The following is a 20,425-nucleotide window of genomic DNA, read 5'->3' as shown; positions in this document are numbered from 1 at the left end:
GGTCTCCTAATCAGCAATAGTTCCAGCGTGACAGGACGTAGGTGAGCAGTAGAAATAATCATCAAATTTTATACATTTTTCTGCAACAGTTCAGAGCTGGCGAACCACGGAATGTCGCTCCAGCTATAATTCAAATCTGCAACCAAAATAAGAATCGAAGTGGTAGCGACTTCTTATGCTTAAAAAGCCATGAAGCGAGCATGATTGACAAACTAAAGGAGGATATTATTAGCAAGACAAATAAACTTTCAGACGACTTTAGCCTATGGAAAACAATCGTAGGAAAAAGCATTGGTAAAATCTAAGTAGAACACTTTTTATTTTATTAATCGACATTTAGGTTTATGAAAAATGAGTATTTCATAATAGAATCTTTACCCAAAGACGACATTCACGATGGTAAAATATTTTACGATGCATTGAAATCATCTGGAATCTATGAGCCCATATACAAAGTAGTGACTTCGGCTACTGAATTTGAAACCGCTTTAAAAATTTTTGAAACCAGTGGCTGCAAGTTTTTATTCATTTCCGCACATGGGGATGAAGAAAACATTACCTTAATTGATGGGGATTACAATGCTTATGATCTTGCGGATTTGGATCTCCACTTACCAGGTCGCCGAGTTTTCTTATCAACCTGCCGGGGTGGCTCGTTTATATTTGCAAGATACTTCATAAAAAAAGGTGTGTATTCGGTTATTGGTTCACCTGATGATCTTTCTCAAATTGTTGCAACTGCTATTTGGACTACAATGGCAATACTTTTCGAAAGACTAAATAGCGGCGGGATAAAATATGAAGAGTTAAATACGACTATGAAAGTCCTTTCGGATGTATACGGAATTGACTTAGCTTATTTCTCTTTTATACGGGATAAGCCGAAAATGAAAAGATACTTTTATTCAAGCGGATTGGAGCGGATTAAAGAAGTTTATAATTTATAACTTAAAAATCATTGAAACTACGCACGGCATTGAACTTTATGCAAGTTGGGTTCGACAAGCAAACGTTAATAAATTGCAATTCTCAGATTCACATTGGTCAGACGAATTACTTTCAACTTTTGTCCTTAAATTCAACATTATATTTTCAATCAGCACCGGTAATCGGCAGACGGAATGCTAATTCTCAACCTGCATAAAGTCCAGTAATTTGTGCGAAACTCCAAAGACTAAGAATGATCGATTATCAAAACGTACGTGAATACCTCTTGAACCAAGACATCATTTTGAATGGAGTAAAGCTGTCGGAGTCTGATTATTTCAACTATGAAAAAGATGAATTAAAAAATGTATTTGAACAATATTTTGACTTTTGCTTGAATGCGCTGAGGCGTAATGAAGACAAATATCAAATACGGCCGTCCTTCGTTATTTTCCTGAATAATTTTTCTGTCAATGCTAGGGCAGGGCTGGTCAACGGCAATTTCTTGATACTCCTAAATATGGGCTTAATTGCAAATCTGTATCCTTTTTTTCTTGACTACAGATTTAATCTTAGACGGCCTATTTACAATAAATTCGAAGTAATCGATAAGCATTTTGATTCATCGCCTGAATGGCTCATGTTTCAAATTGCCACTCAGTTTACGTTTTATCATGAGCAGGCTCATTTAATTCAAAAATCAGAGCTTCTACAGTATATTTTTCAGGAGAACTACGCCGATGGTAGCGAAGGTTTTTCTTTAGAGCATCATGTTCTCGAAATAGACGCGGATAGCTGGGGCGCCCATTTTGTGTGTTATCATATCGTAGAGTATTGGCACCGGCAAAGGAAAGAAATACAAACCAAAGACACATTGATAGCCCTGTTAACATTAGGATTATCCTCTATTTTTTCTTACTTTATTTTCCTGTCGGGGGGTCGATATAAGATTTATTTAAAGGAGTCAACGCATCCTCATCCAAGTCTTAGAATTGCATATATGGCTGATACGTTTCTTAATGTAGCAGAACAATCTTTTCAGACGGACTTTCAAGTTGACAAGAATTTAGTACTGGTGGATTGTTTTCGGATTTGCGAGGAGATGTTTAAAGAACGGAGACCGGAAATCAATTATGTGGAAATATTTTTAAGAGAATTGAGGGAGCAAATTGGCCATGCGCAGGGTTATATTACCGAAATGCAAGCTGAAATTAGAAGAAGGCCATATTTAACTGTAAACAATTTCGAAAGGTTGTTGGGAGCAGATTGAACTGGTTGGGGATGACCTATATCTAAGTACATTGACTTTTAAGTCTTTTTATACTGATGGTTTTTCTGATTGACTTCTTGATAAACAGAATTCAATTTTCTTCTGGCAGCTTCGATGGAAAACTGCCAATGGATTTTGATTTTCTTTTTATTTCGCTCTTTGACAATAGCAACAACCTCTTTGTTTAAGCGCTCTTGGGTTGGTATGCGTCTGCCCAGGCATTGTTTGACCAGGGCGGAGAATTCTATTTCAATCATGTTCAGCCAACTGGCCGACTTGGGGTTGTAATAGAACTCAAAACGCTGTGCCAGTGCGAAGGCTTCACCAGCAGAAAAGGTCTCATAAAAGGCGCTGGCATTGTGCGTATTGAGATTATCCTGTACCAAGCGGATCTTCACCGCCTTTGGGTATGCTTTTGCCAGAGCTTTTAGGAAAAGGGCATATTCCTTCTTGGTGCGTCTTTCATAAACCGCAGCCTTGCGCTTACCGGTCAAGGGCTCAATAGCGGCCAGCAGGGCGCAGGAACCCTTCTTTTCGTAGCTGTAGTGTTCCCGCTGGACTCTACCGGTCTGCATGGAAATTGGCTCTACTTCATCGCCAATAAGAAAGCAGGGGCGCTCGTCGAAGCAAACCACCGGGAAGCGTTAATCATAGGGCTGGGCGTAAAGCCAGAGCACCTTTTCCATACCGGCCAGAAAAGCTGCATCTACTTTCGAGATGCACCAGCTGCGTTTGAGGTGGGGCTTTAGGTCATTTTTTTTAAGATGACACGGACATAGTCCCGCGACAGATGCTCGCAATAGCCCAGTTCCACCACCTTGCTGGCCAGCAGCCGGATGCTCCAGTGGGTATGTCCTTCAGGAGGCGTAGAACAGGCAAGAGCGGTTATTTTAGCTCTTTGTGCACCGTCTATTTCCACCGGCCGACCGGAACGGGGCTTGTCCTGAAGCATCTTAAGCCCTTCTTTGTTATAGGCTTCGCACCACTTGGACACGCTTTGGTAGCAAATGCCCAGGGTTTCGGCCACGGCTCCATAGGTCTTGCCCCGGCTTACTTCCAAAAGGGCGGTAGCCCGTTTAAATACTTTGGCGTTCAAAGAGCCTTTTGACAGCAGACCCTTCAAATAGGTCTCGTCCGCTGGCTTTAAGGTTAAGGTTGCGCTTTTCATAACTCACTAATCTAGACCAGTAAGTTACGAATATTAATTATGTTAAAAGTCAATGTACTAAGTACATTGTAATCTAAGGTAAGCAAACGAGCAGCAGCATGTTGCCGGGCAGTTTGATGGGTTATAGCTTTGTCCTCAAAACCAAACGGTCATGGACAAAGCCGCCAAAAAACAACGCATCAAACGAACAGACGAGGAAAAGCTGGATCTGATCCACCAATGGAAAAAGAGTGGTCTTCCCATCGCTGCTTTCTGCCGGCAACACCATTTTTCTGACTCCCTTTTTCATTCCTGGTTGAAGGAGTACCGCCGCAATACAGCCACGCCCCAAGTAAACGACTTTGTCCCTCTACAGATAACCGAGGCAGTTCCTTCTATGCCGGATGACCAGGCTTTCTCCTTACCCGAAAAGGTTTTGCCCTTTGCCGAACTGGTGATGGCCAGCGGTGGCAGCATCAAGCTATACCAGCCGGTCGGAGCCGATTATTTACGCACCTTAATATCCTGACCCATGCTGGCCTTAAGTGATTCCTGCCGGTACTTCCTGTACCGGCCTGCCTGCGACATGCGCCGAAGTTTTTACACCTTGGCCGGCATGGTCCGGGAGCAGATGCAGGGCGATCCTTTAAGTGGCGACATCTTTATCTTCCTCAGCCGGCGGCGCAACCAGGTAAAGCTGCTGCGTTGGGAGGGCGACGGCTTTGCTCTTTACTCCAAGCGCCTGGAGGAAGGTACATTCGAGATGCCGGAGGCCTTGGATGAGGGTTCTTTTCTTATCAGTCACAAGGAACTGCTGCTAATTCTGCAGGGTATCTCCCTGAAGCAGGTCCGGTATCGTAAGCGGTATGCTTCTGTAAAAGAATGCTAAATATGTAATAGTTCCAGCAAATCTACCAAGCACTGAACCCAGCTGCCGTAGCAAAGATGGTTAAAATATAGGCAGATACCAGTTTAAGTTTGATAAATGGCTATTTATCAGTTCTTGCCTCTGTAATATTTCCTTGAAAATAAATAAGCAAAGGGAATTGAAATTATGAAGTAACAAAGAATAAGTAATATGATTTCCTTTTTTACCTCAGAAAAATAAAAAGGAAGATAGCTTTTATCAGCCTTTAAAGCCAGAAGGGCCCTGTAGGTGCTATACAAACCACCAAGCAAAACCGTTAAGGTCAATGAGTGAACTATAACATAAATCTTTCCATTCTTTAGGGATGTACTCCTTAAGAAACTGCTTGCCCAAAATGCAAATAATCCACTTAAAATAAGAAAGAAAAGCATCTCCTTTAAATTCCCAAAACTGGAGATTAAACTTTTAAAAAAAGTTGGGTTCTCTCCGTAGAAAAAATACTCTACCGCAGGATCTGCGAAAAACGGCAAAAGGTACCAATAGGCCCCGGTAAAAAGATTTAGAAAAATAAAGGTTACAAGGAACAAAAGGAATGGCAGGCTTTTTAAAAGTCTCACATTGAGATATTTTACAATTAAGATTTATTTTCTCAGTTTCATGCCGATTGGCTATGGTTCCAAAATTATAGAAAGTGCCAATGCATTCCTTTGAAATCAGGATGGTATGCAGCATATTTGTAGGTAATGGAAGCCGCCCCTGCCATAGATTACAAGGCCCTGTATGAGCAATCCCAGGAGGAACTGCTCCAGGCCCGGGGCACCATCGCCGTCCTCCGGCACGAGCTGGACCGGTACAAAAAGATGCTTTTTGGCAGGAAAGCCGAGCGCTTTGTCCCTTCCCATTCCGCCAATCCTTCCCAGCTGGCCTTGGACCTGAACGCCGAAACCGTAGCCGAGGTAACCGTCACCGGAAAGAAAAAGGTAGAATACACCCGCACTACGGTCGAGAAGAGGCCAACGTACCACCCCGGCAGATACACCCTGCCGGCCTGGTTACGCAGGGAAGAGATCCGCCTGGAACCGGACGACGTCCCGCCGGGCAGCATTGCCATTGGGGAGGCGGTTACCGAGGTGCTGGAGATCACCCCTTCAGAGCTCTATGTCAAACGGATCATCCGCGTAAAATATTTGATCCCTTCCAATGCGGGGAACGACGGCTCCAGGATCATCGTGGCGCCGCTGCCGGTTCAACCAATCCCAAAGTGCATAGCCGGGCCCAGCCTGCTGGCCCAGGTGCTGATCGACAAATACGGGTATCACCTCCCGTGCTACCGGCAGGTGCAGCGCTTTGAGCACGCCGGCATCACCCTCCAGTATTCCACCATTATCTCGTGGATCGGCGGCACCTGTAACCTGCTGGAAGTCCTGTACGAAGCCCTGAAGAAGGAGGTGCTGAGCGCTGGCTACCTTCAAGCCGATGAGACCGGCATCCGGGTGCTTGACCGCAACAAGGCTGGCAAAAAGGTACACAACGGCTTTTTCTGGGTATACCAGGACAGCCTGCAGAAGCTGGTATTCTTCGACTACCAGAAAAACCGGAACAAAAGCGCCCCGGAGGGCATGCTGAAAGATTTCAAGGGGCACCTGCAGACGGATGGCTATGAGGTATATGACAAGTACGACAAAAAAGAAGGCGTTATTCACCTGAACTGTATGGCCCACGCCCGCCGGTATTTTGTGGAAGCCCTCAAAAAGGATAAAGAGCGGGCGGAATATGTACTGGAGCGGATGCAGCAGTTGTACGCCATTGAGCGACGATGCCGGGATGCGGAATACTCTTTTGAGAAGACCCGGAAGGTCCGGCAGGGAGAATCGGTCCCGATCTTGGAGAAGCTGGGGAAGTGGATGAATGAGCAACTTCCGGAGGTGCTGCCCAAAAGCCCTATAGGCAAAGCGCTGGCGTATTCGGTCAAGCGATGGGAAAAGCTATGCCGGTATACGGAAGACGGTATGCTTCAAATCGACAGCAACCTCATCGAGAACAGTATCCGCCCCTTGGCTTTAGGGAGGAAGAACTTTCTCTTTATCGGCTCCCATGATGCGGCGCCCCGTACCGCCATGATGTACAGCCTGTTGGGTTGCTGCAAAATGCACGGGATCAACCCGCTGGAATGGCTTACCGATGTACTTGCCCACCTGCCCATGCATCCCATTAATCGATTAAAAGAGCTCCTGCCTCATAACTGGAAGCCTTTTCAAATAGTTTCTTCAAATGTCAAATAATTGGGCTGTTGCTTTTGGCCTCGCACTGTTATTACCTGTACATAACGTAATCAACTATTGATTGTACATCTTGTTTTGTTAATAAAGGGAACACCGGACAACGGAACTCGTATGCCTTACTTAAGGCTATATAAGCCGTGTCTGTGGCAACAGCCTCGCGGTTGGTTAAAAACTGGTAAATCCAACCACTGTTTCTTTTTTTAACTACATCATACAATGCTGGTCCAGTCAATTCTTTAGATATTGCATGGCAACTAGCGCAGTTCTGCTGGAAAAGCCCTTTGCCTGAACCATGAGGGTTCTGCACAAACTTACTTTCAGGCAAAGGAGGATTGAAGGTTATGTCACTGTTTTTAAATACTATGGATTTATAGATCTTAAGTATAAGGCCCGAGTCTTTAATATCCTTTCCCCATATGGTAAATTGATTTTTTCCAGCAACTCGGGGAATACGCATTGCAATGTATCCTGAGCCAGGAGTTGTCGGAACTGTTATTGTTGCACGAAGTCCGTTGACAGTATCCTTGGCAATTTTATGGGATATTGAGTCTTCTCCGCTTAAATCAACCCCATACCAACCATAATCAAACCAAAGGGAATCGTGGCCATTAGTAAGTCCTCCAATGTAACTGTCTATCCCTTCTTTTTCTACAATGCTCCATTCTTGCGGCGCTCTTAACTTGAAATAGCCACAGTCAAGCGTCTTCCACTCATTAATTTTTTCTGTGCAAGAAAAAATTAGCACTACGATAATTAAACTTAGGCGAAATTCCATATGGCGTACAACTTGCTAATATACTCATTGTCGCAATAAAATGGTAACCCAACAGGCATTACCTGCACATGCTCGTTGGGTTACAATCTAAGTTGCTTCATACTGATCATTTAGCGGGTTGACCACTTGATAAGCGGAATTCAATTTCTTCCTGGCGGCCTGTATCGAAAACTGCCAATTGGTTTTGATCCTCTTGCTGTTTCGTTCTTTGACAATAGCTCTAACCTCTTTGATCAACTTCTCCTGCGTTGGTATGCGCCTGTTCAGGCATTGCTTTACCAGGGCCGAGAACTCTATTTCAATCATGTTCAGCCAGGTGGCCGACTTGGGCGTATAATAGAATTCAAAGCGCTGCGCCAGGGAAAATGCTTCCGCAGCGGGAAGGTGCTCATAAAAAGAACTGGCATTGTGCGTACTGAGGTTATCCTGCACCAGCCGGATCTTTACCGCCTTAGGGTATGCTTCCGCCAAGGCTTTAAGAAAAAGCGCATACTCCTTTTCGGTGCGCCGCTCATAAACTGTGGCCAGCCGCCTACCTGTCAAAGGCTCGGTAGCCGCCAGAAGGGCACAGGAACCGTTTTTCTCATAGGTATAGTGTTCCCGCAGCACTTTGTCGGTATGCATGGAAAGCGGCTCTGCTTCATCGCCTATGAGAAAGCAGGGGCGTTCGTCAAAGCACACCACCGGGTAACGTTCATAATAAGGCTGGGCGTACAGCCACAGGATGCGCTCCATACGGGCCAGAAAAGCAGCATCTACTTTCGAGATGCACCAGCTGCGTTTGAGGTGCGGCTTGAGCTCATTTTTTTTAAAATTTTGCCGACATGGTTATGTGAAACGTGCTCACAACATCCAAGCTCAACAATCTTGTCTGCCAACAACCGAAGACTCCACTTGCTGTGCCCTTCAGGAGTGTCTGAGCAGGCAAGGGCTGTTATTTTTGCCCTTTGAGTGCCATCTATCTCAACAGGCTGGCCGGAGCGCGGCTTGTCCTGAAGCATTTGAAGCCCTTCTTTTCGATAGGCTTCGCACCACTTCGATACGCTCACATAGTAGACATTAAGAGTGATTGCTACCGCGCTATAGGTTTTGCCTCGACTTACTTCAAGCAAAGCCGTTGCTCTTTTGAACACTTTGGCTCCCAATGAACCTTTTGACAGCAGCTCGAGCAAATAGGACTCGTCGGCCGGTTTTAAAGCAAATTGTTCACTTTTCATAACTCACTGTTTCAGAACAGTAAGTTACGAATACAATTTTACTTTAATTACAATGCACTTAGCTAGAACATCTTTATACAGCTTAAGCAATTGATATCATTCCGCTTACATGCGCTTAATAAAGGGAATGGTACGGGGGACGCTGCGCCAGTTTATGACTGCCGGGCAAATATTGATTTTCGATTAAAACTTTTCAAATATTATTTTTATATTGGATAAATTTCATGGTTGCCGTTCGCTCCAGCTTAAGGTGACACTTTTCAATTTATAGAATCCATTGAAACATAATTTTAAAGCCTAAAAAAAATGGATAACAATGTAAATTCAGGCTCAAAGAAATCTTTTGATGCTCCTAATCAACGAGTAGAAGAGGAATTAATTGAAGTAAACAAAAATTTGGCTTTATTAATTGAAAAGATTGATGGGCGAAAAAAAAGAGATGTATGGGATAGGTTTCAAATACTTGCCTCATTTATCTCAAGCGTTCTTTTTGCAGGAGTAGGGCTGTATTTTACAACAGTTTATAACCATCGTGAAGCAGATAGACAAGAAAAGCTGCAATCGGCTCAGTTAGCAATGGCTGAACGTGAAGAAAAAAGAGATAGTTTAATGAAACACTCCCAATTAAGAATTGAAGAACTAAACGCTATAACCAATATTACTCCATTTCTAGCAAGCAAAGATGAAAATATTAGACGATATGCCATGTTTGCATTGCAATCCTTATTCAAAAAGGAAGATATTGCGGTAAGTTTAGCAAACAAGTCTTATGAAAATAATAATCTAAAAAAGTTATCATTAAATGATACAATTAGAAGTAAACTTTTAAGCAAGACAAATGGTAGTGTTTTACTAAGTTATGCCCTAATGGTCATTGAGCAAGACGTACCGTTAGAAGAAAAGAAAGTTGCAGTTAAAAACTTAAAGGATGCTGTAATAAATCCCCAGGCCACGCAAAAGGTACAAGAAGAAGCAGCAAAATATCTTTCAATGATTGCAGGCTCCGAGAAAGTTCCAACAGATATTCGGGAAACCGCACTTGATTATTTGAAAGATATCAGAAGAATACAAAGAAGTTCAATTATTTCTGAAATAGAACGTGAAAAAGTGGAAAGAAATGTTGACGAACTAATCTTGCACCATACATGGAAGCCTGATATAAAAACTTACCGCGGGGAGAAAACAATTCAAAACATAGCACAGGTTATGGTAAATGATAGAGGTTACTCAAGGGCGGCATGGCATTACATCGTTTCACCAGATGGGTTAGTATGGACAGGGAGACCACTTAATATGATTCCTGCAAGCATTATGACCCATAATAATGGGACGATTTCTATCGAGATTATTTTAAATGGCGATGAAGAACTTCCAACTGATGAACAAAAAAAATCTTTAGGTATACTGCTGTCAGCCCTTTGCAAAAGGTTTAACATTGACCCTAAATATAATTTTAGTGAAAATAGAGGATTTCATAGTGACTATCCAATTATGGGTAAAGTAAAAAGCTGCCCGGGTAAACTTATAAAGAAAGATATGGTTTTAAGTTGGATAAACTCATATGGAAGATAACTCTGGAGATTCCGGACTGTTGAGCTTGATCTGAAATATGAGGGGGAGGCCAAATTAGTTGTAATTTCTTTATCCGAGTAGGCGAAATAGGGAGAAGCCGACTCCCACCATCGTATCCTTCCAAAAACATTTTCTTTTTTCTCAAATTACAGGTAACAATTTCTTTATTTCCATGATTTATTAATAGAGTCTTAAAAACAAACTTGACCAGAGCAAATCAATGCTATATGAAGCAGGCCGAAGTCGTAATTAGTGGCCAGCCGGATGCTGTGTTTGAGCAGGGTGCATGCCTTGAGCAGGCTTTTTACCTCCTGTGGTTCAGTACTAAGGGTAACTTATCGAGATGGTCAATCTCCGGGAGTCCAAATTGCTGATAGTTAAGGTTCAACTAGTGTCATGTTTAATATTTTTGATTTTCAATAAGTTGCAAAGTGGTTCTTTGAAATTTTAGGAGACAATCGTCTGAAGTAGGCTATACAACTGGATTTTATCGAAAAGTGAGGCGCTTAAAATCTGTAAAATTTTGTAATTCGAGTGCTTGATCTGAAGTTTAACCCTAATGATGGCAACAAGCGTATAAGTAATGATGGCAATATACACCTGGGTTTTCGCAGCATTGAAGGAAGTGCCCCAGACAGCCTTCATTTTTAGGTGCCGCTTGATCCAACGGAAAAACAGTTCTACACTCCAACGATGTTTATACAGTAAGGCGATTTCTGTGGCCGGAAGTTCGAAGTTGTTGGTAATGAACACAAAGCTTCTATCCACCTCTAGATTATAATACATGATTCGTCGCAGCTTGTCCGGATAAGCCTTTTGTGGTCGGAATCCTTTCAAGGTGACGGTCTGATCACAGAGTATGCTCTTAGACTTATTGACACTGGCAGAATAAAGGCGGTTGAAAGAGAAGTTGATCTTAGTCCGGGTAACGAAGAAAGCCTGGCTTGGGTCTATTCGATACAAGCGTCCGAAGTCCAGATAGGCTTTATCCATAATGTAATAAGCGCCGGCCTCCAACTGGAGTTCATCCAGAGCCCTGACGTCATGGAAACGGCCAGAGGGGAGGAATACAAAGGATGGGACGCTGTATTAACGTCATAAAGGTTATGCAGTTTTACTGCTCCTTTGTTCTCTCTAGAGGCCCACCAGAACACATTCGGGCAAAGATCAATGGTTGTAAGGATCAAAGTCATAAACTTTTCCTTAAAGCCGCCTTGAAGTCTTCGTCCTCAGTAATGGTCTGTTTTGCCAGATGGATCATCTCGTAGGCAAAGTCTCCGTAAATGCGGTAATCCCGGTGTTCATTCGCCTTAGCCAGGTTGGTGCGGGAAACATTTGCATCAAGGTCAAGATGATAGAACTTGCTTCAATGCGCGTCCAGTGTGATAATAGGGTCTCGTAGACTTTCCCTGCCGCTTAGCTGCCCGAAGATCATTGCGAGCAGTTGGTGGTAACACGAGAAATGCCGAACCCTTTTGTTGCCTTGGTACTTTTGAAGGCACCGATCGAAGATTCGGGCCGGCAAAAAGAGCAACTTTGAGCGCAGACATGTCTGCCTGCGTTCATTGCGGAAGTTTTATACCCCCCCCAAAAAAAATAGGAGCTCAGCAGACCAAGTCGTCACCGTTACCGATAGCCTTCAAGCCCTTGTCCCTAAAGCATTTCAAAGAATTTATCCCGAAGCTAACGGGACACTAATGGTCCAGTCTAAATATATGACAAATGTTATTTCAAGGAAAGCGTTCGCGTGTATACTCAAGACCTTTTAGCGATCCAGTTCAACGAATCAACAACGCCAACATTTGAAAGCCTCAAATTAACTGTGTTAAAGTATAAACTTTATTACCATGAAAATGACGAAAAGAAGTATAGCAGTATTGGTATTATTTATACTTGCAGCTATCTATTTCTCTTTTCTGTTTGCTTACAACGATAAGCCGTTGAAAAAAATGAATTTCCTAGTAGTTGTTCTATTTTGCAATCTGGCTGTACTAATGATGTTCTGGATCATTATTCAATTGATCGCTCGTAAAACATTGAACCGCGGCATGCAGGATTTCCTGATCGGCGACAACCAAGGATATAGTCTATCAAGGTTGCAGGCGGTATTATGGGCTATTACCATTATGGGTTCGCAGTTTTCGATCATGTGTTCTATCTGGCTTGGCCATGGATTTAACTACCTTCATTTATACCAGCCTGTTTTCTCAGATTCCGCCTTGTGGCTACTTGGCTTAAGCCTTACCAGTTGTATTGCAGTCAAAGGCATCACAGTAGAACGGATACGGTCAGGCCAAGACTTGGTTATAAAAGCCAAACCAAGATTGTCAGACATAGTGATGGGGGCCAATGGACTTGACTTCAGCAAATGCCAGATGTTGATTTGGACAATGGTAGGGATTTTTTCTTTCGATTTTAATACCTACAACTTTATTTATGCTGTCGCTGAATGCTCTGATGTATCGATTCCTGTTTTGCTAGATCACCAGTATTCAGAAACCTTGTTAAAAGATTTAGGTGAATGTAATCCTTTCGTTCCTTACCTCGCCTGGTCTTTCGTGGTGCTGATGGGAATAAGTCAGGGTGCTTATGTAGGAAAGAAATTGATCCCGGCAGGGTTAACGCCAGAAAGCATACCGCCTGGCAATGATACCGGTACAGGAAATGACCGGGAGGTACCAGAAGCTGTGATACAACAGGCAATTCTTGATAACAGGAATAAATGGTTGAAGGATTTTGATGTTAAGGCAATATCAGTAGGATGGAAACGTCTTTCTAATGATAAAGAGGTCAATTGTATTGTCTTTCAACCTGTCAGCAAAATTTCCCCGGAGACATTACCCAATACGCAGTACATACCGCCGGTTATTGTTTATTTCTGGGGACCCGAAACCGAAAGAAAAGAATACCACATTCCAACAGACGTACAGCCCATTGGCTCGGATATCAAATCTAGTGCAGAGCACAATCGTACTTGTCATGGTAACTGGCCTAAAAGGCCGGGTTGCTCTGTCTCCAGAATCCATGCCGGCGATTCAGGCACTATAGGCATGAAGGTCTTCCGCGGAAAAGACCCGTTTTTCGTAAGCTGTTATCACGTGCTATGCGGCCCTGAACTAAATGCCGAAAAATACTTTTTACGCAACCATTCGCCCGATCCTGCCCGCTCTGTTATTTCACCTTCTGGACAAGATTCAGGGTTGCCCGAAGATAAGATTGGTGAAGTGGTAGAGGGGTATATAGATGAATTTACGGATTGTGCATTGGCGAGGCTGAGTGATTCTTTCCTGCTTGCCGACAAACCCTGGAGTCATTTAACTGCGCCTATGGAAACACGTGACCTTAGTTCAGATGATGTAAAAAAGCAATTACAACTTTCCATCTATGGTCGTAGTTCAGGGTATCGTACCGGCAATTTAAAATTCTTACATACTGACTGTGATGTGGAGTATACCATCCGTAATAGAGCCCAGTATCTTAAACTATCGGGGTTGATCCAAACCTCCCGACTTTCCGAAGGAGGAGATTCCGGTGCCCCGGTTTGTGACCCAGATGGCTTTATCGTTGGAATGATAGTGGCCACATCTTCTGCGGATAGTTTTATTATTCCCATTAACCGGGTTCTTTCATATTTAAATGTCACAATAAAACCTAAAACATGAAAATCTTATTTGCCATGATGATGCTGATGTTAACAGCCAGTGCTTTCTCGCAGATTTCTGTGACAGATGCGGCAGCAAAAGCAGGAACGGCCGGAGTGCCCTATGTTCTTCCCAAAGATTTTAACATCGATCCAAGCGGCGCAAACGACGATGAGGCGAAGTTTACCATTACCGGCGTTATCACTGCTGGAGACGATTATAAAAAATTTGAAGTAAAGTATCTTAATACCACTACCGGCAATAATGTAACGGTGACCGGCGTATTAACCGGGACTGACTATACCTTCAGCCTGGCCAACCATATGGCGATTGCCAAAGGTGTTTTTAGGTTGTTTTATAATACTGCTGAAAAGGGGGCAATCTTGTTTACCGTAAAACAAAAAGATGATCAGTCAAAAACAGGCGGCGGTAAGCCAGCGCCGGTTGAGTATAATCCTGCCAAAGACAATAAATTATTAGCGGATGCAACTAAAGAAGCACGGTCATTTATTGCAAAAAACGGGATAAAGCCCGATAAGCGTACCAACACTTGGCGAAAAGGAGATAAAATCTATCTTTTTGTTGATGCTCAAGGCAACTACATATTAAAAGGCCCGCCTACCGCTGCATTCAGGCAAAACACTTATGTAGTTGTTCTTATTAAACGATCAGCAGACCCCAATATTTACCAACTAGTTCCACCCGAATCATTTTTAACTGACCGGCTAAATATTGACGGGGATACCACAAAAATTGCTAAGTCTAGCTCATCCGCTATTGTAATGGGCATGGATGTAATAGAATTTGCTGAAATTGGTCCCTATGAAGATGAATTCCAGGTGCAGGTGAAAAAAACAGACCCTGGAAGCCTCTCTGCCACAAACATCATAGATACCAAGGTGAAAGTGGCCAAGTTGTATCATGTATCCATACAGGGCTCAATGATTGCAACTTCTTTGCGTGATCCGCAGAATATAACGAAGATAGCTCTTCCCAGTGGAGATTCAACCCTTACAGCAGACGATCCGAAGTCCCGTGGTTTGTTTTGTGTAACCGCTGTATGGTATCCCTGGGGTAGATCATTCATATTTCCTCCACGTGGAGGTCTGTTTAGTAAGGAAAGGTTCGGATTAGTTATTGGGGTTCGCGCGGATAAAGATCAGTTTAAAAATTTCATAGGAGGTTTACAATTTGATTTTGCTCGCGGAGGAAGTATTTCTTTTGGTACTCACTACGGCAGACATACAGTCGTAGATCGAACTAAGAAATTTGATTTTGGTAAAGAGCTATTTGTAGGCAGCATCTCCGACAAAGTCCGGCAGCAATGGGACGTTGGCGCATTCATAGGAGTAAATATAGACATACGCATTTTGAATTTCATATTTGGCGGTGCACAGGCTGCAGCCGACTAAGAATACAATGTGGATTATGGCTGACTATTATCAAGCTTTATTGGCCCCCCCCTCCTAATTTGATCCGAAAATCCGCCTTTAATTAGATTGATGGTATTGAGTCAAGTAAGTGAAACCGAACGCCATTCAACATGGGTATTGCTGCAAGTGGGGCTGAACGTTGAAACAATCGGCAGCAAACTGCTATCCGCAGCAGTTTTGGCTGATGAATAGCGCCGAACAACAGTTCTTAATATCAACAATATTGTATAATCAAGCTGTAGTTCCGTGCTGGACATTATAATGCCCCCATCTGCAGCAATACCTGTTAGTTATACGTGACAAATCCCCAGATGAACGATGAGTCTTCCATCTTCGACACTTTTTCACTTCACATCAAAGCAGTGGCGAAAAGGAATACTTGCCGACAATTTTAAACTTAAATATTGTGTACGCTATTTAGGTCCACAGTCGGGTAAAGACTTTTAATTGACGCCCCCCGAAAAACTGAACCGCTGAAAACTGGAGAAACCAAGCAAATTTTATAACTTAAAACCAAGGAGGATTGCCATGAAAATGACAAAACTTTTAGAAGCACAAATTGCCCTTGTCCTAAAAACCGACGGAAACCGTCGTGAAAGTGGAGGAAGTCTATCCCAAGATGCGCATATTAGAAAAGGCTTATTAGAACTACAAGAGGAAGTACGGTAGAATGGATGTTAGCGAGTTGCGAAAACTATGGTTGTAGGCAATAAATACTTTGATAACTTTATATTTAGGAAAAAACAAATGAAATTGATTTAAGTCTATGAATACAGATGATAAAGATGTCAACAATTGGCAAACTAAAGTCCTTCCCTTCGTTATTATTGTTCTATCGATTCTTCTAGCAACATTTATTTTACTTTACTTAAATGAGGTACAAAAAATTCAAAGTTCGTTTTTGCCAAATACTGATTACAATGTTGTTAACGTCTCTAAAAATTTATCTAGTTTAGGAATTACAGACTCTGATAAGATGTACAATACAGAGTTGATCAGCTTGCTGAATCGACATTATAGCGCATCGCTAATAATTAAATCGCGTATATTGATAATAAACCTTTCTTTCTTAACTGGAATGGTATTATGCTTTATTGGAGGTTTATTCGTGTTAGGGAAATTCTCGGAAAAAGCTACAAAGTTTAATGTAGGACAAGAAAAAGCCAACCTCTTACTAACGTCATCTTCTCCAGGAATAGTTATTACTTTCTTTGGAGTTTGTCTGATTGGAATTTCAATTTTTTCCAAGACTTCACTTATTGTTGAAGACAAACCCGTATATCTAAGGGAAGATTATAATTCAAATAGTCAACATGAAGTAAACATTGATGATTCAATAACAAAAGCATTAATTGATTCACTTAAAAGAGTTACAAATAATGAATAAAGTTTTGATAATAATATTTTTACTATCAGTAAAAGGTGCTTGGGGCCAGGACTACATCGCCGCTATAGTGCGCATGCTCGAAACAAAACACTATTCTGAAGCATTCAATTTTGGCCAAAAAGCAATTTTTACATTGAATGCTTCCAGAAAAAGAAATTTTCAATTAGAATATTATACTTGGTTAGCACTATCCCTGAATCAAAACCCCAAGACGAAACAAGCTGGTTGTGGCATTTTGAATGATTATTTAAAGAATAACAAGTATAGCTTTGATAATTTCGAGTTTTTGTCTAAGAAAAAAGATTCAATATGTAACCTAAAAAAAGAAATTTCAGTTGTGGATATTTTTGGTTCAAAGGAACAACCAATAGTAGATAATACTAAGTATAAAAAGGGCGCCTTATTAGATGCGCACTTTAAATCGTATAAAATTCTAAGGGAATCATTGTCATTCACTACAAAAAGCTTCTTTCTGAATCTAACTGAGGAAGATTTTAATCGGGTTACTAGCCAAAAAATTCACAAAGATAACAATTCGTATTTGAGAGACTCCAGTGTCATTCCAAATTTTGAAGTTGGGGTAAATATCGACACTTTAAGAGCTTTTATTAAGAGTAGATATAAAGCTGATAATTATTATAAGTCAAAAAATTTTGCGCTAGTTAGTAAAACTAAAAAATCATCAGAGCTAAAATTAAGCTCAGAACTGTTGGAAAAAACTCTATCGTTCTATAATTTATCACTGAGCTTGCCTGAAAACAAAAAAATGATTTTTGTGTATTTGGCTGACACATATCAAGGTGTAAGCAACGCTGTATATGAAATTTATAAAGCTTACGAAAATGATCTTATAGGATATACAGATACTCGAACTAACAGTATAGTTGCTTGGATTCCTTCGAGTACTAAAATTGGGACATTAAAACATGAACTCATTCACATTTTGTGCTTTAATAAATTTGTCTTAGGGCCTGATTGGGTTGAAGAGGGATTGGCATCATTATATGAAGAGTCAAGATTTATCAATAGCAATTTGATCGGTGTAAACAATTGGAGATTAAAATTCATCAACGCTTTGGATGTAAAGTTAAGAGACTCTTTATTTCAAAGCATGTTGGGTCATTCTGAAACTAGTTACGACTATGTAGAATCTCAATTATATTCTGAGTTTCGACAAATTTTAGGTTCAGCCAAAAAACACCACTTATATAGTTTGCTAGAAAATGATATTGATGTACGAGCTTTTTTTGTTACCAACTTTCTAACCTTTTGTAAAAACTCTATGAATAGATACCTGTTTCTGTATTTACAAGATAAAGGAAAATTGTTAAGTGTTTTGAGGCAACTTGATCTTGGTAATATAACTAGTGATAATTTAGATTATAAGTCTTTTTTACAAATATTGTTAGAAGCAACCAACAGTAGCAACCTGGAAGAATTCTTTCAAAAATTTAATTCTTGGTTATCGGCACAAAAGATTACTTAAAGTTATTGTTCTAGTAGCAATGTTTATCCGATGCAAGAAATAAATTTTGCGATCTAACAAATAAGGCTTTCTTGGGCCTGCAAGACTACAGATTGACGAGCCAAAAATTCAATAATTAATTTCACTACAGAACGAAGGCTAAGCTGACAGAACATGAAAGTTCTGTACTGCAGCAAGCTGATAAACTTTAACGGCGATGCTATGATGAAAAAACCTAAAGATAGTTCATTCAATTTAAAAGCTTTTTTAGAAAGTAATAAAATCTACTTTGAGACTATTGCTGCGACGAGTTTAACCATCATGGCTCTAATAGTAAGTTATAATTCAAATCAAATTTCAAATCAGCAACTTGAAATTCAAAAAGGACAGTTAGCGGCTAATTTCAGATATGAATATTCTTATACTGCAATATATGTTACAGGCAGTGAATCACAAGTTTTCGTAAAAGTATATAATGACGGTAGTAGTATCAGCAATTTACAAATAGATGTAGTTGAATCTATCAAAGTAAGAAAATATAGAAGTAATGAAATTATTGAGACAAGTCATTACTGTTGTGATTGGGATACTACTTTAACAAGGGATGAGACAATCAAAGATGACAAATATTTGGGCACATTAAGGGGCAAAAGAATTAATCAAGAATTATATGAAAAAACTTTGAAAAAGATAGGACAGAGCATTTCATATTTAGACTGGGAAACCTTCGCCATAATAAAGTTAACTTACAAAAACTCGTATGGAAAAGTCGAGAGTGAATACCATACAATCAGCTTTGAAAGTGATTATCCGCAACTGGAGCAATCAAAAGCTGAGTATTACTTTAATAAGTTTAAATCAGAGCCAGCAATTACTCTTGAAGATACTCCAAATGAAGTAATACAGAGATGGAAGTCAAAAATAGAATAAGCGCACCAGCTAACTAATAAGATTTTCTTGGGCCCAAAAGGCCAAACGATGTTGTACGGAATCGGCCGGAAGCTAGATGAGGTAGCTGTTATTTTGTAGATCGCGCTTTTTTGAGTAGCAAGGCTTAAGTTGCCAGGGATGGTGTTTTAAGAATGAGGCGATCATTGGGCGTTTTCACCATTATTATTTTGTTAAATAATCCCTAAGAGTTATTTGCAAAGTGGAACGAAGCGTTGTTGTAACCTATTTGTAGGTAGCGGCATAGCCCTACCTGGCTTCATCATACTGCTCCTTATTTAAGAATCTGTGCAGGGCAGGTGCTATTTTAGTGCAAGCAAATAAATTTTGCCACCTCTTTCCACCCTGCAGTGTTTGTCCAGTATGGTGAATAGGCGGTTGAAATGGTGGGCTAGGTGGGTGAGCCGGCGGTAATAATTGGTCATTTGTAGAATTAGACTTTGGTGTCTTCTTTAATACACTCATGAACCAATAACGCTAAAGAATTCTGAAGAATGCTTTAGTTAAGCTGACACAATGGATGAGCAGAAATAATAAGATTGAATGTAGTCGATCATTCGTTTATCTAATTTCTGATGAGTATATCTCTCAAAACATTCTTAACTTTGGATCAAGGGTTCTGTTCCATATTTCGTCCGAGAGTTCCGGCGACCTTTTGGTGACCTGGCGCAATTTTTTAGAGATTAATTCATTGATTTATAGTGTTTTAGGCATATAGTTCCGTTCCCTTCCTCTCCGCTAAAACATTGTTTAAAGATGCTCCAAAAGCCCGCAAACGCACTGTTTTCGGGCTTTTTGCTTTTTGAAACGGTTAGGACTGCCTTTCTTGCCGCAGCTATAAAAGTTTGGGTACATCAGCAATGTGTCGTCTTTTAACCGTTAGGTCTAAATCAGGGGATAGCTGTGCCAGGCATCGCTTTCTTAAGCAACTGGGATATATCTGGAAAGGTTCTGGTCATTCGGGGTACTTACCTCGTCCTCTTATCTTTTAGCTCTATTTTAGATCAAAGCCTTCGTTAATAAAGGCTAATAACGTCTGCTCCAAACCTTCACATTAATTAACGATCAGCCCTTAAACATAAAGCTCTTCGGCGGTTCTTATATATGTAACCAACATTACAGAACAACAAAAAGCACTTCATTATGAAAAAGATATTTACACTGGTACTGACTCTGGGAACCCTGACCTCCGTATTTGCCGCCGCTCCTTCAGTAGTTACTACCTCTAAACCGGCAATAGCCTCCATTGCTTCTTCATATTCCTATTCCGAACGGGAGCGGGATGAGCAGATTACCCGTATCCGTAGAGAGTATGGCTACAAGATCAAAGAAGTAAGAGAAAGCCGCAGGCTTCGTTCTTCAGAAAAAGACCATCAGGTGCGTAACCTGGAGCAGCAACGCGACCGCCAAATCCGCTGTGTATTTCGGTAAAAGCGAGCCACCCGTTTCGATGAAACAAGGCCAGTTAAGAGGAACGTAAGTTGATGAGTTAA

Annotated in this window: 20 protein-coding genes and 1 pseudogene; 13 read left to right on the top strand and 8 right to left on the bottom strand. The window is 41.2% G+C overall.

Annotated features, from left to right (window positions below):
- Window positions 1–344: 344 nt before the first annotated feature.
- Complete coding sequence (locus tag V9K67_RS20680) at window positions 345–947, top strand: hypothetical protein (RefSeq protein WP_336725798.1); 603 nt, start codon at window positions 345–347, stop codon at window positions 945–947.
- Window positions 948–1,180: 233 nt separating this feature from the next.
- Window positions 1,181–2,197 carry a hypothetical protein gene (locus V9K67_RS20675; protein ID WP_336725797.1) on the top strand — a complete coding sequence of 339 codons (1,017 nt, stop codon included), beginning with the start codon at window positions 1,181–1,183 and terminating at the stop codon, window positions 2,195–2,197.
- Between the two features lie 38 nt (window positions 2,198–2,235).
- Here V9K67_RS20675 and V9K67_RS20670 read toward each other — a convergent pair whose 3' ends face one another.
- Both V9K67_RS20670 and V9K67_RS20665 read right to left on the bottom strand, forming a co-directional pair.
- A complete protein-coding gene (locus V9K67_RS20670; protein WP_336725796.1) occupies window positions 2,236–2,832 on the bottom strand; it encodes an IS630 family transposase in 597 nt (198 codons plus the stop codon).
- Between the two features lie 110 nt (window positions 2,833–2,942).
- Entirely contained in the window at window positions 2,943–3,293 is a 351-nt protein-coding gene (locus V9K67_RS20665) for a helix-turn-helix domain-containing protein (protein ID WP_336725794.1), read from the bottom strand.
- Window positions 3,294–3,516: 223 nt separating this feature from the next.
- Between V9K67_RS20665 and tnpA the strand changes: the two genes are divergently transcribed.
- Together tnpA and tnpB are read left to right on the top strand one after the other, a co-directional pair.
- Entirely contained in the window at window positions 3,517–3,873 is a 357-nt protein-coding gene (gene tnpA / locus V9K67_RS20660; RefSeq protein ID WP_336725792.1) for an IS66 family insertion sequence element accessory protein TnpA, read from the top strand.
- 3 nt (window positions 3,874–3,876) lie between these two features.
- Entirely contained in the window at window positions 3,877–4,233 is a 357-nt protein-coding gene (gene tnpB, locus V9K67_RS20655) for an IS66 family insertion sequence element accessory protein TnpB (RefSeq protein WP_336725791.1), read from the top strand.
- 107 nt (window positions 4,234–4,340) lie between these two features.
- On the opposite strand, the gene V9K67_RS20650 is transcribed toward tnpB, so the two are convergent.
- Window positions 4,341–4,829 carry a hypothetical protein gene (locus tag V9K67_RS20650; RefSeq protein ID WP_336725789.1) on the bottom strand — a complete coding sequence of 163 codons (489 nt, stop codon included), beginning with the start codon at window positions 4,827–4,829 and terminating at the stop codon, window positions 4,341–4,343.
- A 126-nt stretch (window positions 4,830–4,955) separates the two neighbouring features.
- Here V9K67_RS20650 and tnpC point away from each other — a divergent pair, with 126 nt between their 5' ends.
- Entirely contained in the window at window positions 4,956–6,494 is a 1,539-nt protein-coding gene (tnpC, locus tag V9K67_RS20645) for an IS66 family transposase (protein ID WP_336725787.1), read from the top strand.
- Between the two features lie 31 nt (window positions 6,495–6,525).
- Here tnpC and V9K67_RS20640 read toward each other — a convergent pair whose 3' ends face one another.
- From V9K67_RS20640 to V9K67_RS20630, 3 genes are all read right to left on the bottom strand, one after another.
- Entirely contained in the window at window positions 6,526–7,269 is a 744-nt protein-coding gene (locus V9K67_RS20640; RefSeq protein WP_336725784.1) for a c-type cytochrome, read from the bottom strand.
- A gap of 87 nt (window positions 7,270–7,356) precedes the next feature.
- Window positions 7,357–8,037: an IS630 family transposase gene (locus V9K67_RS20635; protein WP_336725910.1), complete on the bottom strand. Its 681-nt coding sequence runs from the start codon at window positions 8,035–8,037 to the stop codon at window positions 7,357–7,359.
- Complete coding sequence (locus V9K67_RS20630) at window positions 8,025–8,486, bottom strand: helix-turn-helix domain-containing protein (protein ID WP_336725783.1); 462 nt, start codon at window positions 8,484–8,486, stop codon at window positions 8,025–8,027. The genes V9K67_RS20635 and V9K67_RS20630 overlap by 13 nt, the downstream gene beginning before the upstream one ends.
- 306 nt (window positions 8,487–8,792) lie before the next feature.
- On the opposite strand from V9K67_RS20630, the gene V9K67_RS20625 reads away from it, so the two are divergent.
- Window positions 8,793–10,058 (top strand): peptidoglycan recognition protein family protein, encoded by a 1,266-nt coding sequence (locus V9K67_RS20625; protein WP_336725781.1) that lies wholly within the window; start codon window positions 8,793–8,795, stop codon window positions 10,056–10,058.
- Window positions 10,059–10,505: 447 nt separating this feature from the next.
- Here the strand turns inward: V9K67_RS20625 and V9K67_RS20620 are convergent.
- Together V9K67_RS20620 and V9K67_RS27185 are read right to left on the bottom strand one after the other, a co-directional pair.
- Window positions 10,506–11,114, bottom strand: a pseudogene (locus tag V9K67_RS20620) (IS4 family transposase); the annotation flags it as partial.
- A gap of 310 nt (window positions 11,115–11,424) precedes the next feature.
- Window positions 11,425–11,604: a DUF4372 domain-containing protein gene (locus V9K67_RS27185; RefSeq protein WP_414696788.1), complete on the bottom strand. Its 180-nt coding sequence runs from the start codon at window positions 11,602–11,604 to the stop codon at window positions 11,425–11,427.
- A gap of 301 nt (window positions 11,605–11,905) precedes the next feature.
- On the opposite strand from V9K67_RS27185, the gene V9K67_RS20615 reads away from it, so the two are divergent.
- The 7 genes from V9K67_RS20615 to V9K67_RS20585 all read left to right on the top strand — a co-directional run bounded on the left by V9K67_RS20615 (window position 11,906) and on the right by V9K67_RS20585 (window position 20,363).
- A complete protein-coding gene (locus V9K67_RS20615; protein WP_336725779.1) occupies window positions 11,906–13,720 on the top strand; it encodes a hypothetical protein in 1,815 nt (604 codons plus the stop codon).
- Complete coding sequence (locus tag V9K67_RS20610) at window positions 13,717–15,111, top strand: hypothetical protein (protein ID WP_336725777.1); 1,395 nt, start codon at window positions 13,717–13,719, stop codon at window positions 15,109–15,111. The genes V9K67_RS20615 and V9K67_RS20610 overlap by 4 nt, the downstream gene beginning before the upstream one ends.
- A 549-nt stretch (window positions 15,112–15,660) precedes the next feature.
- Window positions 15,661–15,801, top strand: coding sequence for a hypothetical protein (locus V9K67_RS20605; protein ID WP_336725776.1), 141 nt, complete (start codon window positions 15,661–15,663; stop codon window positions 15,799–15,801).
- A 97-nt stretch (window positions 15,802–15,898) separates the two neighbouring features.
- Entirely contained in the window at window positions 15,899–16,519 is a 621-nt protein-coding gene (locus V9K67_RS20600; RefSeq protein ID WP_336725774.1) for a hypothetical protein, read from the top strand.
- Complete coding sequence (locus tag V9K67_RS20595; RefSeq protein ID WP_336725772.1) at window positions 16,512–18,005, top strand: hypothetical protein; 1,494 nt, start codon at window positions 16,512–16,514, stop codon at window positions 18,003–18,005. Before V9K67_RS20600 ends, V9K67_RS20595 begins: the two co-directional genes overlap by 8 nt.
- A 153-nt stretch (window positions 18,006–18,158) precedes the next feature.
- Window positions 18,159–18,914, top strand: coding sequence for a hypothetical protein (locus V9K67_RS20590; protein WP_336725770.1), 756 nt, complete (start codon window positions 18,159–18,161; stop codon window positions 18,912–18,914).
- Between the two features lie 1,161 nt (window positions 18,915–20,075).
- Window positions 20,076–20,363: a hypothetical protein gene (locus tag V9K67_RS20585; protein WP_336725768.1), complete on the top strand. Its 288-nt coding sequence runs from the start codon at window positions 20,076–20,078 to the stop codon at window positions 20,361–20,363.
- Window positions 20,364–20,425: the final 62 nt, after the last annotated feature.

This window comes from Huijunlia imazamoxiresistens, assembly GCF_037132455.1.
In the GTDB taxonomy this organism is placed as follows: Bacteria; Bacteroidota; Bacteroidia; order Chitinophagales; family Chitinophagaceae; genus Flavisolibacter; species Flavisolibacter imazamoxiresistens.
The sequence above is the reverse complement of the archived record's forward strand: the minus strand, read 5'-3'. Positions and strand labels throughout refer to the sequence as shown.

Excerpts from the sequence above, each read along its gene's own strand:
- V9K67_RS20680 (WP_336725798.1), top strand. The coding sequence starts at position 345 with ATGAAAAATGAGTATTTCATAATAGAATCTTTACCCAAAGACGACATT.
- V9K67_RS20675 (WP_336725797.1), top strand. The coding sequence starts at position 1,181 with ATGATCGATTATCAAAACGTACGTGAATACCTCTTGAACCAAGACATC.
- tnpA (WP_336725792.1), top strand. The coding sequence starts at position 3,517 with ATGGACAAAGCCGCCAAAAAACAACGCATCAAACGAACAGACGAGGAA.
- tnpB (WP_336725791.1), top strand. The coding sequence starts at position 3,877 with ATGCTGGCCTTAAGTGATTCCTGCCGGTACTTCCTGTACCGGCCTGCC.
- tnpC (WP_336725787.1), top strand. The coding sequence starts at position 4,956 with ATGGAAGCCGCCCCTGCCATAGATTACAAGGCCCTGTATGAGCAATCC.
- V9K67_RS20640 (WP_336725784.1), bottom strand. The coding sequence starts at position 7,269 with ATGGAATTTCGCCTAAGTTTAATTATCGTAGTGCTAATTTTTTCTTGC.
- V9K67_RS20630 (WP_336725783.1), bottom strand. The coding sequence starts at position 8,486 with ATGAAAAGTGAACAATTTGCTTTAAAACCGGCCGACGAGTCCTATTTG.
- V9K67_RS20625 (WP_336725781.1), top strand. The coding sequence starts at position 8,793 with ATGGATAACAATGTAAATTCAGGCTCAAAGAAATCTTTTGATGCTCCT.
- V9K67_RS20615 (WP_336725779.1), top strand. The coding sequence starts at position 11,906 with ATGAAAATGACGAAAAGAAGTATAGCAGTATTGGTATTATTTATACTT.
- V9K67_RS20610 (WP_336725777.1), top strand. The coding sequence starts at position 13,717 with ATGAAAATCTTATTTGCCATGATGATGCTGATGTTAACAGCCAGTGCT.
- V9K67_RS20605 (WP_336725776.1), top strand. The coding sequence starts at position 15,661 with ATGAAAATGACAAAACTTTTAGAAGCACAAATTGCCCTTGTCCTAAAA.
- V9K67_RS20600 (WP_336725774.1), top strand. The coding sequence starts at position 15,899 with ATGAATACAGATGATAAAGATGTCAACAATTGGCAAACTAAAGTCCTT.
- V9K67_RS20595 (WP_336725772.1), top strand. The coding sequence starts at position 16,512 with ATGAATAAAGTTTTGATAATAATATTTTTACTATCAGTAAAAGGTGCT.
- V9K67_RS20590 (WP_336725770.1), top strand. The coding sequence starts at position 18,159 with ATGAAAGTTCTGTACTGCAGCAAGCTGATAAACTTTAACGGCGATGCT.
- V9K67_RS20585 (WP_336725768.1), top strand. The coding sequence starts at position 20,076 with ATGAAAAAGATATTTACACTGGTACTGACTCTGGGAACCCTGACCTCC.